Origin of the sequence: Emticicia aquatilis (assembly GCF_014644295.1) — a bacterium.
GTDB classification, from domain to species: domain Bacteria; phylum Bacteroidota; class Bacteroidia; order Cytophagales; family Spirosomataceae; genus Emticicia; species Emticicia aquatilis.
Window position 1 is genome coordinate 43,757 of record NZ_BMKK01000019.1, and the last position, 13,958, is coordinate 57,714.

Below are 13,958 nucleotides of genomic sequence, written 5' to 3' on the forward strand. Positions count from 1 at the left end.
ATTGCTTTTTTCAAGAAAAAACACCATTTTTTAGTTAATTTTACTTTTACATCTGCATAATTTTCATTAATTTAGCAGTAGAAAAATTGCTGCTGAAATGATAGAAATCCTAAAAGATAGAAATGAGTCAGACCTCTTAATGGTCCGATTTTCAGACCGAAGTTCCAATCCAATCATCATGAAAGTTCCACAACGCAGGTGGAGTCGCTCTCGCCAAGCGTGGGTGGTTCCTAATACCCGACAAAGCGTTTCGATGATTGGACAACTATTCGGTAAAAACAACTGTAAATTCTCGAAAGAAATCATTTTACAATACAAGCCCAATATCTCAAAAGCTGAAATCAATCAATACTTTGCTCGGTTCCGAAAATCGTGGTCAAATAAGCCAACTTATAGCGAAATTTATAAACATCCAATCATTGCGGAATTAGGCCAGAATATGCGAGTACGTAATTATAGTCATAAAACCATTACGAATTACCGCAGTCAGCTTATCAAACTAATCCACTATTTTCATGACACCGAACTGAAGAATATCACCAAAGCACAATTTGAGCAATATCTCGATTTTCTGGTCAGTAAACGAAAACTTTCGGCCTCATCCCTCAATACTGTTATCAATGCGTATAAATACTACCGTGAAAATATGCTTGGCCTTGAAAAAACGTCGTATTTTGAAATGCCCAGAATAATCAAAGCCAAACAACTGCCCAAGGTATTGAGTAAAGAAGAAGTTGAACTGATTTTACAGAAAACAACCAGCTTGAAATATCGTGCAATTTTTAGCCTTATTTATTCGACAGGAATCCGAATCGGAGAAGCAACAAATCTGAAAATAGCAGATATTAATCGGTATAATAAAACTATTTTCATCAAAAATGGCAAAGGTAAAAAAGACCGTTATGTGGCTTTATCAGATAAAATATTGAGCTTATTGAGAGAATATTACGCAGCACACCGCCCAAAGGAATATTTGTTTGAAAATGAGTTTGAAGACGAGCCACTGAGCGAACGAAGCATTCAGATAGTATTCAGTAATGTGGTGAAACAATGCAAACTCAACAAAGAGGCAAGCGTGCATACGCTCCGCCATAGTTTTGCCACTCATCTACTCGAATCGGGTGTAAACATCAGATATATACAAGAGCTACTGGGCCATAGCGATATTGCTACCACCATGCGATATACGCACGTACACAGTCAGGCGTTACGACAAGTTAGTAGTCCATTTGACCTCTTAAACATCAATCTTTCGCAGAAGCGGACGTAGTTGATGAAGACTAAAAAACTTCCGATTAAGGTAATAGCCCTTGGTGTATCCATTGAGGGTTAGCTTGATTTCTCGCTGGGTTTTCAGTCGATACATTTTCTTATCTTCACCAATAAAGAAATCAGGTTGTCCATCAATCAGCCATTTTGCTTTTATAATTTTTTGCTTAACTATTATCATTGCAATATGACAAATATCTTATAATTAATGATTTATAATAATGTAAAGTTAAATAATTTTTATGAGATAAAGAAATTATAATATAAATTTATACACAACTATAACTAATTATTTATCAGTATTTTATAGCTATGTAATATGTAGTATTTATAAAAACTAAATAAACTTTTTGGAATTGTAAGATTTAGAGATTAATATTGCAATATAACGCTCAGAAAAGAACCGTTTAACTAACTAATAATCAATGACTTGTAGTTAGACGCCTTTCGTCTAATTATAAGTTGGAAGTGTTCCACACATGAAAAAAATAATCTTTGCAGTATTTGGATTTATTGTTATCCTATTTCTTACAAACAGGTATAAAAATTCAGTTTTACAAAACACATTTTATTACAGAGAAAGTACAGATTATAAAACTACACAAAAAGCAATTTTAAAGAAACTTGACCAACTCGTAACAGAGAATTATTTAAATCAGGATTATTATGAAGTTATTGTTCCGCCAAAAAATGGAAGTACAATCGTTGTCAATTACAATAAAATAGCTCAAAAATTAACTATCTCATCTGATATTTGCAGTGGGTATATTCAATTTAATTCTTCTAAAAATCAACTCCATAATTTAGTAGTAAGCAATTGTGATTTCGACTCAATTCATCTGAAGTTAAAATCAAGTGATAAATTTTACAACATTCAAACAAAAGTTTGTGCATGCGGAGATTTTTTATGTAGTTTTTAGCTCTTAGTAACCTTCGACACGCAAAATTCGCTGGTTTTTCAGTTTTTCAAACACATAATTTTCAGTTGACGGGACAGCTTTCTGGCATTTTTATTTGGGGTTTTCTGCTTGCAAAGTGGGTCTGCGACAAGTCCTCTGATTGGTATTTTTGCCAACTTTTCTTCGATTCTCAAAGATTTATACAACTCATTTGCTTTTTTATATTTTTCCGTGCAATTTTACTTCCGGCATTCAGCCTTGCTGGCTTGGGTTGGTTGGCGTGCAAGCCGTCCTTCGGACGTCTTATCAGAGCGAACGCAAAGTCAGTTTAGTCCAACTTGAAAGCATTGTGTAAAGGTCTGATGTTTTATTAATTAACTCTAAATTTACTCCAAGTCCATCACAATGCTGGTCGTTGGAACGAGGTTCACGCAAGCATCTATAATATGAAAAATAATGTAATATTTCTATATCTTTATGAAGCAATTAGGCTTATTATAATACTTCTTTTTGGATATAAGCTAATGCAATATTTTTCGGGAACAGGAAAAGAAAATGTAGAAGCCTTAGCAATGATAATTGTTACACTTATTTCAAGTATAATTAATTTCTTTTCGCAAATTGTTCTAAACTTAAATAATACTAAATCAACCAATATCGGCTTTTTCAAAAAACAGATTGTAAATTCACTAATTGTATTTTTTACTCCACTGATTCTTATTTATTTTTTAACAGGTGGAGAGAAAGTAATTTTTCATCATTTTTTACCATTTACATCAATATTAATAGTCGTAAATCTTTTCTTTTCGGGAATTTATCAAACCCAGTTAAAATAGTTTGACAGTTTTAGCTAACCTCCGACGAGCCGAATTCGCTAAGTTTTCAAGCGTTTCAAACGCCTAATTTTGCGACGTAGCAGCATTTTGGTTCACCATGTAAATTTTCCAGCTTGCAAAGTGGGCTGGCGACAACTCCTCTGAGTGGTATTTTTGCCAACTTTTCTTCGACTCACAAAGTTTTATCCAACTCATTTGCTTTTTTGTATTTTTCCGTGCTATTTTACTTCCAGCATTCAGCCTTGCTGGATTGGGTTCTTAGCGTGCAAGCCGTCCGTCGGACGTCTTATCAGAGCGGACGCAAAGTCGGTTTAGTCCAACTCGAAAGCATTGTGTAAAGGTCTGATGCTTTATTAATTAACTCTAAATTTACTCCAAGTCCATCACAATGCTGGTCGTTGGAAAGTTTTCAAAAATGGATATTAACAAAATAATAAATGATGCTTATGTTGAATTAAATCAAGATGGAATCATTTTTAAAATGTTTTATGATTTTGACTTTATCCAAGACCTTGAGCGTGGCGGAGTAACATACCAAAAAATATTTTTCATTTTGTGTAAATCAGACTTTTTCGATAAGCACTCAGATGAAGCTTTAAAATTTTCAAGTAAAGGGCTTGAATTAATACGAGATTTTAAAACTTACTATGAGTATTTAGATTTCTTAAAAGATGAAAAAGAACGTAAAGAGTTACGAGAATTTGAAGCACATGAAGCTAACCTAACAGCTTCAAAATCTTCTAAAAACTCGATGGTAGCCGCTTGGGTAGCTGGTATTGCTACCGTGTTGTCATTTATGTTTTCTCTTTATCAATATTCTGAATCAAAAGGAAAAGAAAAATTGATTGATAGTTTATCTAAAAAATATAGAATATTAGAAGGCAAGTTTGCAGTCCAACACCAAAGCCTACAAAAAACCAAGGTACGTATAGATTCATTATTATATTCTCAAAAATCCAAGCCAAAATAGATTTCATAAATTTGACAATTTAAAAGTTTTTAATTAACTTTAGTTCGTCAAGTTTAGCTCACAGGCACTTTCGACAATTTCAATGCGAAATTTTCAAGCGTGGACTCTCGAAAACTTCGCTATTTTTTGGTTCTTTGTTCTCATCGTTACTTTCGACACGAAATTAGCGTGGTTTACAAAGGCTTTTTTCTCAAAAGCTTTGCGGTTTATAGTACGTTTTTTATATCCTTGGGTCGCTTATTTTTCGGGTGAAACTCGGAATGAAGAGCTTGCAAAGTTGGCTTTTCTCCAAAGTGAGCAAGCAAGTAAAGGTTTGATAATCAAGTAATTAACTAAATATTCGCTCCAAAAACCATCATAATACTGGTCGTTGGAATAAATCAAACTCAATGAAAAACATGGAAACACAAGAAAAGAGTAGCAAGACTGAAAATAAAGAAAAGTCTAAAATAAATACAGAATATATAAAGAAACTTTTTGAACAGCGAGTTCAAGTTTATGCTATTTTAAGCTTAATAAGTGGATGGCTACTAATTTTTATTTATTTATATTTCAAAAAAACAGGTAATGACTACTTTTTTTTGTCATTCTTGCATGAATTAGGAATAACATTAGCTGCTGTTGGTTTTGTTTCTGTAATTTATGAATTTCTACTTCGAGAGCACTTACTTGAAGTTATTGAGAATATTATTTTAAAGATTGCAGATAAAACCGCTTCGAGTTCTAATAACTTAAGAAATGCTGGGTTGATTGATATATACGATGAACTAAAAGCTAAAGAGTTAGGTGAGAAAATTAGTAAACTTGCAGGGAAAGATATAATTTTCCTACATATTTGGATTCCTCATTTAGACATTCTTAAAACCCCAATTTTGGAAGCTCTTCGTAATAAATGTAACATTAAAATTCTTGTCTTATCTCCATCTTCAGAAGAAGCTATTATCAAAAGAAGTACTGCTTTAGGTGGATATTCTCCAGAAATAATTAAAAATGAAATTATTAGGAATTGGTCTATTTTAGAAACGATTAAGCAAGAAGCCAATAAAACAAACCTCAAAGGAAGTCTTCAATGCCTACGTCACGATAATTTTATTGGTATATCCTTAGTTGGATATGGTGATACATTTTTAATGGGACATTATCTTGATAACAACTTAGCTTCTAATACTTATCAATTTAAGATATGTGACGCTTCGAAACCGTTATTCAAAATATTAGATGAACATTTTCAATCACAATGGAATAGAGCAGAAGAGAGAAGAGTAGAAGTAAAAAAAGAAGAAATGTCGAAAAATATGGACTTTTGCGATTTGTTTTAAAACGTGATGCCAAAATAGTTTGATAATTTTATTTTCACTCACAGGCAATTGCAACAAGACAAAAGCGAAATTCAAAGTGCTGATTCTCAGCAAAGTATCCCAATTTACAGGCTCAGCCGACATTTCCAATGTGCGGTATTAACTCAAATTTTACTCCGAAAAATAAATTCTTTTGCTTTTCATTTTCTTTTTTCAGAACTTGGTATGCAGATTTGGTCAGCGACTTTCGATTAGAGCAGTTTCTACGCTTTTACCATCTTAGCACGCAGCTTTGTTGGTGGACATCAAATCGGAACGGTTCGCAAAGTTGGTCTGCCTCCAACACGAAGCATTATGTAAAGGCTTGAAAATTAATAAATTAACTCAAAATTAACTCCAAATCCATCACAATGCTGGTCGTTGGAAGTTTAAAAGCAATCCTATTTAAAATGGCAAATTCAAAGCAAATTTCATACGAAAATAGGGTTACTGCATTTATTGATATTCTTGGGTTCAAACAATTAATAAAAGAATCAACAAGTAATATTGAAAAAATAGAATTGCTCTATAAAGTTCTAAAATTCCTTAAATCTTTTGAAAGACCAAGTAAATGGTCAACTGAAATCGTTTCAATTGAAGAAAATGCTCAATCTAAAGGTATTGATAATTTCAAAATCGAAGGTTCTGTACAATGTACTACATTTTCAGATTCAATAGTAATTTCAATCCTTGTAAATGATACAAACATCAATGAAGTTACATCAACTTTAATTACTAATTTATCTGAAGTTGGCTCCATATTAGTTCAAGCTAATATTCTATGGAGAGGTGCTATTTCAGTAGGACAGCTAATTCATGAAAAAAATGGCATTGTGTTGGGTCAAGCTTTAATCGACGCATATACTTTTGAAAATTCTTATGCAAAGTACCCAAGGATTATTCTAACCGATAAATTAATTAAACAACTAAATTATCCATATAAATCCAAGCCTGAAAGTTATCCATATCACCTTTATGTTGAAAGGTTTGAGGATGGATTGGTTGGATTTCACCAATTAAAATATTTTGAAGTTGTTCAAGATGCACTTTTTGGAAATACAAACATTTTAAAAAATTCTATTAATCGAGCTAAAAATACAATAATAAATGGGTTAGATAGTTCATTTGATTCTCCAGATGTATTTCTAAAATATAAGTGGTTGAAGGAGATTTACAATAATTTATATATTGATTCCAAAATTAAACCTAAAATTCATGAGCTCAATGAATCTATTCGTGGGAATAACATTCATTTCTCATATACTCAAGATTTTTATTCAAAAAATGATTGATTTAGTCTTTAGATTCGTAAGTTATAAAATGATTTAATAGCACAAATTTTCGCTCTTAGGCTCGTCCGACATTTTGAATGCGTGGTATTCACTCAAATTTAACTCCAAAAAATAAATCATTTGTTTTTCAAATTATTTTTTCAGAAATTGGTATGCAGATTTGGCTCGGGACATTTTATTGGCGGGTAATGGTTGGTGTGCAAATTTAGTTTTCAGCATCATATTTTGTGGGGTTAGTTTGGTTCGTTGGCATGCTTGGTGTCTTTCGACACCAAATTAGAGCGGTCTCAAAGTTCATCTGTTCCAACACGAAAGCATTATGTAAAGGCTTGATAATTAACTAATTAACTCTAAAATTACTCCAAAAACCATCATAATGCTGGTCGTTGGAACGAAAACATAAATATCATGAAATATCTTAAAACATACATTCTTATATTTATATCCTTTCAACTGTATTCACAGCAACCGAATAAAAATGTATTACAAAATGCTGAACAAGGTAAATTTGGCTATCAGAAACGTACAAGCGATGAACGATATGAAGGACTTTTTAAAACTCAAATTTCAGGTTCAATTATTGAAGTGGTATCTGTGACACAAGGAGACATTGAATATCAGATGAATAGCAATGAAGTTTTGAGAGTCGCCTTGCCAAAAATTCAAAATATCAAAGAAACCAAAATTACAGGAGTTAGCTATGGTATAAATATGAATTATCAAATAGACATGGTAATTAATGATGGAAAATCTAAACAAATTCCATTGAGAGAAGTTATTTTACCTCAACGAATTTCAAGTAATAATTTAGGTATTTTTGGTTATATTGAACTTCCGAACTCGGAAATGGAGTATGTACCAGTAATTGTATCGTCAAAATTGAACCCAACTCAAAATTCTGAAATAAAAATTAAACTTGCTTCAAATGTTAAAATATCTCAAGTAAAATGGAAATATTCAGTATATAAGAATGGAGAATGTAATCCAACGCAACCATATATAGCAATTAATACATCTTTTGAAAAAGAAGAAGCAATCGAATTAGTAATACCGAATGAATTAAAAACCACTAAGATTTGTATTGAAATTCAAGCACAAATAGCAGGAAATAATAGATGGATACCAAAAACGCTTAAAGTTTACATACCATGATAAAAATTATACGTATGTTTTTGTCTTTTTTCAAGAAAGTATTGAATTACTTTCTTGTTTTTTTTATACCTCCTGTTAATAACTTAAAAAACTACTCTAAACTTAACGAAGAGTATAATAGAGTTTTAAATGGTTTAAATACAAATTTTAAAGAAAAAGAATTATCAAATTTAAAAAATATTGAATATTTGATAGATTTGAATTTAATTAAAATAATAAATTGGATAACAAAAATAGTGTCTTTTGTTACAATAGTTTTTGTAATAATAATAATCGAAAAAAAAGTTAGTTCTACTAAAATCAGTGTAGATGTGGAAGTGAGTGCATTCACAATATTCCCAAATTCTCATAAGGGTTTTGATAATTTCATTAACTTGAGTTCAAAAAAGAGTCTGTCAATCAGTAAAAGTAAAATATTGTCTGGACTAAGTAATGGTGTTGGTGAATTCAAAATTCAAGCAGTTGCAGACAGTACAATCGAGGGAGTAGTTGAAGCTACAATTAATAAAATATCTCCTCACACTAAAATTAGATTTGAATCGCCTACGATAGAACAATCGAATATTTATTTTACTACTGATTCTTCAATTTCATATATTAGTGGTGAAATCAATAACTACCGAGAATTAATTATAAATGAGAAACGAAGTTCAGATAAGTTTGATTCCGATAATACATTCTCAATAATTTTTGAAAAGAAATTAAATTTTAACGAGCGTTTCAATATTAGTTTAGTTCATCCAAATCTATCAATCAAACCTATTTTAATTGATTCATTAACTTTTTTAGAAGAAACTAATATATCTGGTGCAGAAAAGCCTATTTCCTCAATTATTTCAGGGCAAGTTAATTTTCTTGAAATTGAGCAAAAGCCTCATTTATTAAATTTAAGAGATACTCTTTCTTTTTCTCTAACTTCTCCAACCGAAGTCACCATTAAAAAAAATATAAACGGCAACTTTACTATTCATTTTGATTGTGAGGTAAATAAACTAATTTCTGGTCAATTAATTTTGAATGAAAAAGATAAAAATATAATGCCCAAAATATGGAAATGGCTGTATTTCTCTATGCCTTCATATATTTGGGCTTTACTTTTTGCAAGTATTCCCATTTTGTTAAACCATTTTTTAAAAACTACGAAAAAAGAATGAAAACTTATATTTATTTGATTATACATATTTTAAGTATTTCAAAAATATCTGCTCAAGTAGCAAATTCTGAATTATATTTAAAATCCACTGTGAGAATTAATAACGTAGAAAACAATGAAATCGGAACAGGATTCATAATTGGTCAGAATAGTGATTCTCTTTTTATTATAACTGCAAAACATATCATTGATGGAGTGAATGCTTCATTATTAGTTGATTTAACAGATGAATTAATCAATATTCCAAGTAAAATTAGACGAAAAAGTAATGATTTAGATTTGGCATTATTAAGTATTCCTAAACTAAATTATTCTTGGAATACATACAATCATATTAAACTATCAGACCCATCATCTTCTAAATTATTTTTAGTATATTACGTTGATGTTTTAGGTCAAAAAAAAGAGTTAGAGCCTAAAACAATAAAAGCTATTATAAACAAATGGTATGAAGAAAACGATATTTATGAGATTTCTGAAACTCTGATTGGTAATGGAAACTCAGGTACAATGTTATTATGTAATAGAGGGGTTATCGGTATAGCGATTGAACAAAGAGGAAATGGTATTTGCAGAGCGTATCGAATAAATCTTGTAAAAAAATGGATAGATTCTTTTGATAGTAAAATTTGGCAATTGATAGAAACCGATTTTTGTAATTAATAATTTTATGAAAACACGAATATTTTTACTTTTCTTTTTTGTTAGTAATATACTAATGGCACAAGATTTAATTTCAAATTCAATATTGAAATTTGGCTTAGATGGATATGGTCTAATCGTTGCATCAAATGAAAAAGATAGTTTGTATTTTATTAAAATTACAGATAAAACTAAAAAATTACCCGTTTTATTAAATTATACTACTCTTAAAACATCAAGAGATAAATTAGAAGGTTCTTTAATTGTAGAGTTCCCTTTTGAAAATTATAAAATTGGGTTGTATTTTAGCAATAGTAATGTAGAAAAAGAATGGGTAAGACCTTTTTACCTCAGTCTTTATAATCTTGATTTAGGGAAACATAATACCTTTATAGATACAGAGCCTCCAACATCAGATGATAAAATGAACTTACGCTTGAATATGTTTCACAGTTTATATTATGCTAACACTATTTCAAATATAAGAAGATTTAAAATTGAGACTGGAGGAGTTTTTGAAAGAGGTTTTCCACTAATTTACGACAACAAAGTGGTAGGAGTAATAGCTAATTCTAACTACCAAAATAAAACAAATATAGCAGAAGTAATTGAGATAAGTAAAATTAGAGATTTATTATACAGTCAAAATAAAGGATTTATAAGATGTAAATATTTTGAACTTCTTGAAGATAACAAAAAAGAAACACCATGCGAAAAAGAGATAAGAGAACAAAAAGAAGTTGAGAAAAAGCTTGCTGAGATAAAAAAAAGAAGTAAAAAAGAATACAGAGAAACAAAAAACTATCCGATTGATTATACTTTTGGAGGTAATTTGTCAACGGGTATGAACTTACAACCGTTCACATCTGGAAAGATAACAGATGATAAAAGCCTTTTCTTAAACATAATCTTAAATCCTGATAATTATGATAAATGGTCTATGACAATTTCTCCTCAACTCGGTTCAACAAATATTGGAGGTACATTTCTATATATTGGAGGAAATACAACAAATTCAATTGGAATTAAATATTTAAATGCTAAATCTAAAACTTATTCCGTTTCATTTTTAATGGAACGGAGGTACTTTCTCAAATCCGATTATTACTTTGGTCTTGGATTTGGCTATACCCCCCTTTTGTCATCTCCAATTAAATTTGATTATATACGTAGTGATAGAAGCAATGTATCGTTCTCTGAGAGTACAAAAACAAATAGATTTGTTAATCTTATTTCTACACGTTTAAGTTTAATGGCGTGGAAATTTAGAGCGGATTTTCATGTTAATTATTACCTCAATAATATAGTAAATAATACATTCTCTTTTGATGTAGCAGCAATAAATAATTTAAATCAATCATACAATATTTCAAAATTTCCTTTTCTTGAAATAAAACAAAATGGATTTAATTATGGAATATCAATATCATACAGACTTAAAGGTATTTGGAAAGCACAATAATTTAAATTCATATGCTGCTGAAATAGTTTGACAGATTTTTAGGCACTTGCAACATGACAAAAGCGAAGCTCAAGGTGTTAATTCTCAGCAAAATGTCCCAGTTAACAGGTTCGGTTAACATTCGATTAGCGTGGTATTAACTCAGATTTCACTCCGAAAAAAAATCTTTTGCTTTTCATTTTCTTTTTTCAGAACTTGGTATGCGGATTTGGTAGGTGACATTTGGGCAGAGCTGTTTCTACGCTTTTTAGTCCTTAGCACGCATCATTTCGGGCGACTTTTTATCGGCGTTGGCATTCAAAGTTGGTTTCTCTCCAACACGAAGCATTATGTAAAGGCTTGATAATTAATAAATTAACTCTAAAACTACTCCAAAACAATCATAATGCTGGTCGTTGGAAGATGGTTCACGCAAGTCTTTTTATCTGCTCTTTTTAGTTTTTTTCGACAACGCCAAAATCAAAAATCTCAGCGTTCTTTTAGCATTTAAAACATAAGACTTAAAAACTTTTTTGCCTGTTCTACGCTGTCAAATTTCAGACTTAAAAGACTTTTTTGCGGTTGTTTTTTTAGTATTTTTCTCGCAAGTTTTGCTATTTTTTACTCTTTTCGCTATTTTTATAAAGTTTTCAAGACTTTTGCGACAAGCAGAAATCGCTGGTTTTTTCATTTTTTCAAACGCATAGTTTCCTGCGACAAGACATCGTTTTGGTAGTTTTTTTTAGGTTTTCTGCTCGCAAAGTTACCCTTCGACAAGTTCTCTGAGTGGTAGTTTCGCAACTTTTTCTCCGAAAATCAAATTATTTCTCAACTCATTTGCTTTTTTAGATTTTTCCGTGCAAATTTACTTGCGGCAGCTAACTTTACTGGCTTGGGTTCGTTGGCGTGCGGCTGTCCTTCGGACAGCATATCAGAGCGGTCGCTAAGTTTGCTTAATTCCAACTCTTGCAAGTGCGTAAAAATTTGATAATCAATTAATTAACTCAAAATAAAATTCCAATCATCGCACTTGCGGGTTGTTGGAAACGTGGACAAAAATATACTTTAAAGTACAAACCTTTGGTTTGACTTTTAATAATTTTCATAGCATGAAAAAAACAAGCTGGCTTATGGTATATGTTTATTTATAATAGCAAGTGTTTTATTGCATCATTATCATAATGATTATAAATTATCCTCTTGTAGCAGAATCACAATAGCTACTATTACAGGACGTTCAGGCGGAATGACTACATCAAAAACATTGACATATTCATTTAAATATAAAGGACATGAGTTTTCAGGTTCTGATGGTGAAGGGTTGAAAGATTATAAATCATTTATGGAATTTAACATTAATGAAAAGAAAAGATACTTTGTAAAGTTTGCTTGTGATGACCTTGATGTTTCAAAACTAATATGGAATATACCTGTGCCTGACACATTGAAAAATATTCCACTTAATGGCTGGGATAAAATTCCTTTGTAATTAAAAGCGTTCTTTTTTATTAAGTTTTTTAAGTTCGGTTGACAAATTCAAAGCGAAGTTTTTAAGTGTAAATTCTCCGTAAAATTTCAAACGCATAGTCATTTTCGACATTTCCAATGCGTGGTATTCACTCAAATTTCACTCCAAAAAATAAATTCTTTTGCTTTTCATTTTCTTTTTTCAGAACTTGGTATGCAGATTTGGTGAGTGACATTCTATTAGAGCAGTTTCTACGCTTTTTTTCATCTTAGCACGCAGCTCTGTTGGTGGACATCAAATCGGAACGGTTCGCTAAGTTGGTTTGTCTCCAACACGAAGCATTATGTAAAGGCTTGATATTTAATCAATTAACTCTAAAATCACTCCAAAACCATCACAATGCTGGTCGTTGGAATTTTTTAAAACATATGATTCCAAAAAAAATAAAAATCTTACGCATTGAAGATTATCATACTCACTATATAGGTAAATTTGATAGTGGTAAACAATTTTTTGGATATGAACATTTTGTAAGTAAGCCTTCCATTAATGAAACAGAATGGCAAAAAAATCGTCATGAATATGTTGTTTTATATATCTTTGACAAAAATGGCAGCCTTGAATCATTCAAATATTGGTATGCTGGCACAACAGCAGAACTGAATTGTGATACTAATAAAAAACTTGACGAATTAGTAAAAAGTTTAGGTAAACTAAGATTCTGTAACATTAAAGTTGTACCATTCCAAATAGAAATAGATGGAATCACTTTTGGGCTTATTCCTAAAACAGATGATGATTATGAGAGAATTGAATTAGACCCAAGTAGCACAATAGCATTTAGTGAACCTTGGGATGGTGAATATGATACGTAATAAAATCGTATGCTTCTTAAGTTTGGTCAAACTCAAAGTCTCGGTCGACGAGCAAAATTCACTGGGTTTTCAGTTTTTCAAACGCATAATTTTTGGCGGACAGGACAGCTTTTTGGCAGTTTTATTGGATTTTCTGCTCTCAAAGTGGGTTTGCGACAAGAAATCTGCGTGGTAGTTTCGCAACTTTTGTCCCAAATCTCAAAATTTCCATGAACTCGTTTGCTTTTTTAGATTTTTGAGTGCAGATTTGCTTTCAGCAATTTAGTTGATGGGATGGGTTCGTTGGTGTGCTTGGTGTCTCGCGACACCAAATCAGAGCGGTCGCAAAGTTCCGAAGTCCCAACACGAAAGCATTATGTAAAGGCTTGATAATTAACAAATTAACTCTAAAAACACTCCAAAAACCATCATAATGCTGGTCGTTGGAAAAATTTCAACGCAAGTCTTTTTATTTGCTCTTTTTAGATTTTTGCAACAACACCAAAATCAAAAATCTCAGCGTTTTTTTTAGCATTTAAAACATAAGACTTAAAGACTTTTTTGCCTGTTCTACGCAGTCAAATTTCAGACTTAAAAGACTTTTTTGCGGTTGTTTTTTTAGTATTTTTCTCGCAAGTTTTGCTG

At 31.2% G+C, this 13,958-nt stretch carries 16 protein-coding genes; 13 read left to right on the forward strand and 3 right to left on the reverse strand.

All coding sequences use genetic code 11. The features are described from left to right. Positions 1 to 97 precede the first annotated feature (97 nt). On the forward strand, positions 98 to 1,270 hold the full coding sequence (locus IEX65_RS26700) for a tyrosine-type recombinase/integrase (RefSeq protein ID WP_188771253.1): 1,173 nt from the start codon (positions 98 to 100) through the stop codon (positions 1,268 to 1,270). Here the strand turns inward: IEX65_RS26700 and IEX65_RS26705 are convergent. Next, complete coding sequence (locus IEX65_RS26705) at positions 1,238 to 1,450, reverse strand: hypothetical protein (protein WP_188771255.1); 213 nt, start codon at positions 1,448 to 1,450, stop codon at positions 1,238 to 1,240. The two genes, IEX65_RS26700 and IEX65_RS26705, sit on opposite strands and share 33 nt — an antisense overlap. 298 nt (positions 1,451 to 1,748) lie before the next feature. Between IEX65_RS26705 and IEX65_RS26710 the strand changes: the two genes are divergently transcribed. From IEX65_RS26710 to IEX65_RS26755, 10 genes are all read left to right on the forward strand, one after another. After that, complete coding sequence (locus IEX65_RS26710; RefSeq protein WP_188771256.1) at positions 1,749 to 2,189, forward strand: hypothetical protein; 441 nt, start codon at positions 1,749 to 1,751, stop codon at positions 2,187 to 2,189. Positions 2,190 to 2,614: 425 nt separating this feature from the next. Next, complete coding sequence (locus IEX65_RS26715) at positions 2,615 to 3,004, forward strand: hypothetical protein (protein ID WP_188771258.1); 390 nt, start codon at positions 2,615 to 2,617, stop codon at positions 3,002 to 3,004. Between the two features lie 388 nt (positions 3,005 to 3,392). Beyond that, on the forward strand, positions 3,393 to 3,974 hold the full coding sequence (locus tag IEX65_RS26720) for a hypothetical protein (protein ID WP_188771260.1): 582 nt from the start codon (positions 3,393 to 3,395) through the stop codon (positions 3,972 to 3,974). A gap of 82 nt (positions 3,975 to 4,056) precedes the next feature. Continuing rightward, positions 4,057 to 4,302: a hypothetical protein gene (locus tag IEX65_RS26725; protein WP_188771262.1), complete on the forward strand. Its 246-nt coding sequence runs from the start codon at positions 4,057 to 4,059 to the stop codon at positions 4,300 to 4,302. Between the two features lie 70 nt (positions 4,303 to 4,372). Next, positions 4,373 to 5,293, forward strand: coding sequence for a hypothetical protein (locus tag IEX65_RS26730; protein WP_188771264.1), 921 nt, complete (start codon positions 4,373 to 4,375; stop codon positions 5,291 to 5,293). Positions 5,294 to 5,682: 389 nt separating this feature from the next. Beyond that, complete coding sequence (locus IEX65_RS26735; protein ID WP_188771266.1) at positions 5,683 to 6,603, forward strand: hypothetical protein; 921 nt, start codon at positions 5,683 to 5,685, stop codon at positions 6,601 to 6,603. 408 nt (positions 6,604 to 7,011) lie between these two features. After that, entirely contained in the window at positions 7,012 to 7,755 is a 744-nt protein-coding gene (locus IEX65_RS26740) for a hypothetical protein (RefSeq protein ID WP_188771268.1), read from the forward strand. Then, entirely contained in the window at positions 7,752 to 8,909 is a 1,158-nt protein-coding gene (locus IEX65_RS26745; RefSeq protein WP_188771270.1) for a hypothetical protein, read from the forward strand. The genes IEX65_RS26740 and IEX65_RS26745 overlap by 4 nt, the downstream gene beginning before the upstream one ends. After that, complete coding sequence (locus tag IEX65_RS26750) at positions 8,906 to 9,571, forward strand: S1 family peptidase (RefSeq protein ID WP_188771273.1); 666 nt, start codon at positions 8,906 to 8,908, stop codon at positions 9,569 to 9,571. Before IEX65_RS26745 ends, IEX65_RS26750 begins: the two co-directional genes overlap by 4 nt. Before the next feature lie 7 nt (positions 9,572 to 9,578). Next, the gene (locus IEX65_RS26755) at positions 9,579 to 11,012 is read left to right on the forward strand and encodes a hypothetical protein (RefSeq protein WP_188771275.1); all 1,434 of its coding nucleotides are present in this window, start codon (positions 9,579 to 9,581) and stop codon (positions 11,010 to 11,012) included. A 529-nt stretch (positions 11,013 to 11,541) separates the two neighbouring features. Here the strand turns inward: IEX65_RS26755 and IEX65_RS26760 are convergent. Both IEX65_RS26760 and IEX65_RS28165 read right to left on the reverse strand, forming a co-directional pair. Continuing rightward, positions 11,542 to 11,682: a hypothetical protein gene (locus tag IEX65_RS26760; protein ID WP_188771277.1), complete on the reverse strand. Its 141-nt coding sequence runs from the start codon at positions 11,680 to 11,682 to the stop codon at positions 11,542 to 11,544. Between the two features lie 137 nt (positions 11,683 to 11,819). After that, complete coding sequence (locus IEX65_RS28165) at positions 11,820 to 11,954, reverse strand: hypothetical protein (RefSeq protein ID WP_262891882.1); 135 nt, start codon at positions 11,952 to 11,954, stop codon at positions 11,820 to 11,822. A 301-nt stretch (positions 11,955 to 12,255) separates the two neighbouring features. Here IEX65_RS28165 and IEX65_RS26765 point away from each other — a divergent pair, with 301 nt between their 5' ends. Further along, a complete protein-coding gene (locus tag IEX65_RS26765; protein WP_188771279.1) occupies positions 12,256 to 12,480 on the forward strand; it encodes a hypothetical protein in 225 nt (74 codons plus the stop codon). Positions 12,481 to 12,746: 266 nt separating this feature from the next. After that, positions 12,747 to 13,334, forward strand: coding sequence for a hypothetical protein (locus IEX65_RS26770; RefSeq protein WP_188771281.1), 588 nt, complete (start codon positions 12,747 to 12,749; stop codon positions 13,332 to 13,334). Positions 13,335 to 13,958: the final 624 nt, after the last annotated feature.

Coding starts and splice junctions, on each gene's coding strand:
- IEX65_RS26700 (WP_188771253.1), top strand. CDS start 98: ATGATAGAAATCCTAAAAGATAGAAATGAGTCAGACCTCTTAATGGTC.
- IEX65_RS26705 (WP_188771255.1), bottom strand. CDS start 1,450: ATGATAATAGTTAAGCAAAAAATTATAAAAGCAAAATGGCTGATTGAT.
- IEX65_RS26710 (WP_188771256.1), top strand. CDS start 1,749: ATGAAAAAAATAATCTTTGCAGTATTTGGATTTATTGTTATCCTATTT.
- IEX65_RS26715 (WP_188771258.1), top strand. CDS start 2,615: ATGAAAAATAATGTAATATTTCTATATCTTTATGAAGCAATTAGGCTT.
- IEX65_RS26720 (WP_188771260.1), top strand. CDS start 3,393: ATGCTGGTCGTTGGAAAGTTTTCAAAAATGGATATTAACAAAATAATA.
- IEX65_RS26725 (WP_188771262.1), top strand. CDS start 4,057: ATGCGAAATTTTCAAGCGTGGACTCTCGAAAACTTCGCTATTTTTTGG.
- IEX65_RS26730 (WP_188771264.1), top strand. CDS start 4,373: ATGGAAACACAAGAAAAGAGTAGCAAGACTGAAAATAAAGAAAAGTCT.
- IEX65_RS26735 (WP_188771266.1), top strand. CDS start 5,683: ATGCTGGTCGTTGGAAGTTTAAAAGCAATCCTATTTAAAATGGCAAAT.
- IEX65_RS26740 (WP_188771268.1), top strand. CDS start 7,012: ATGAAATATCTTAAAACATACATTCTTATATTTATATCCTTTCAACTG.
- IEX65_RS26745 (WP_188771270.1), top strand. CDS start 7,752: ATGATAAAAATTATACGTATGTTTTTGTCTTTTTTCAAGAAAGTATTG.
- IEX65_RS26750 (WP_188771273.1), top strand. CDS start 8,906: ATGAAAACTTATATTTATTTGATTATACATATTTTAAGTATTTCAAAA.
- IEX65_RS26755 (WP_188771275.1), top strand. CDS start 9,579: ATGAAAACACGAATATTTTTACTTTTCTTTTTTGTTAGTAATATACTA.
- IEX65_RS26760 (WP_188771277.1), bottom strand. CDS start 11,682: ATGAAAAAACCAGCGATTTCTGCTTGTCGCAAAAGTCTTGAAAACTTT.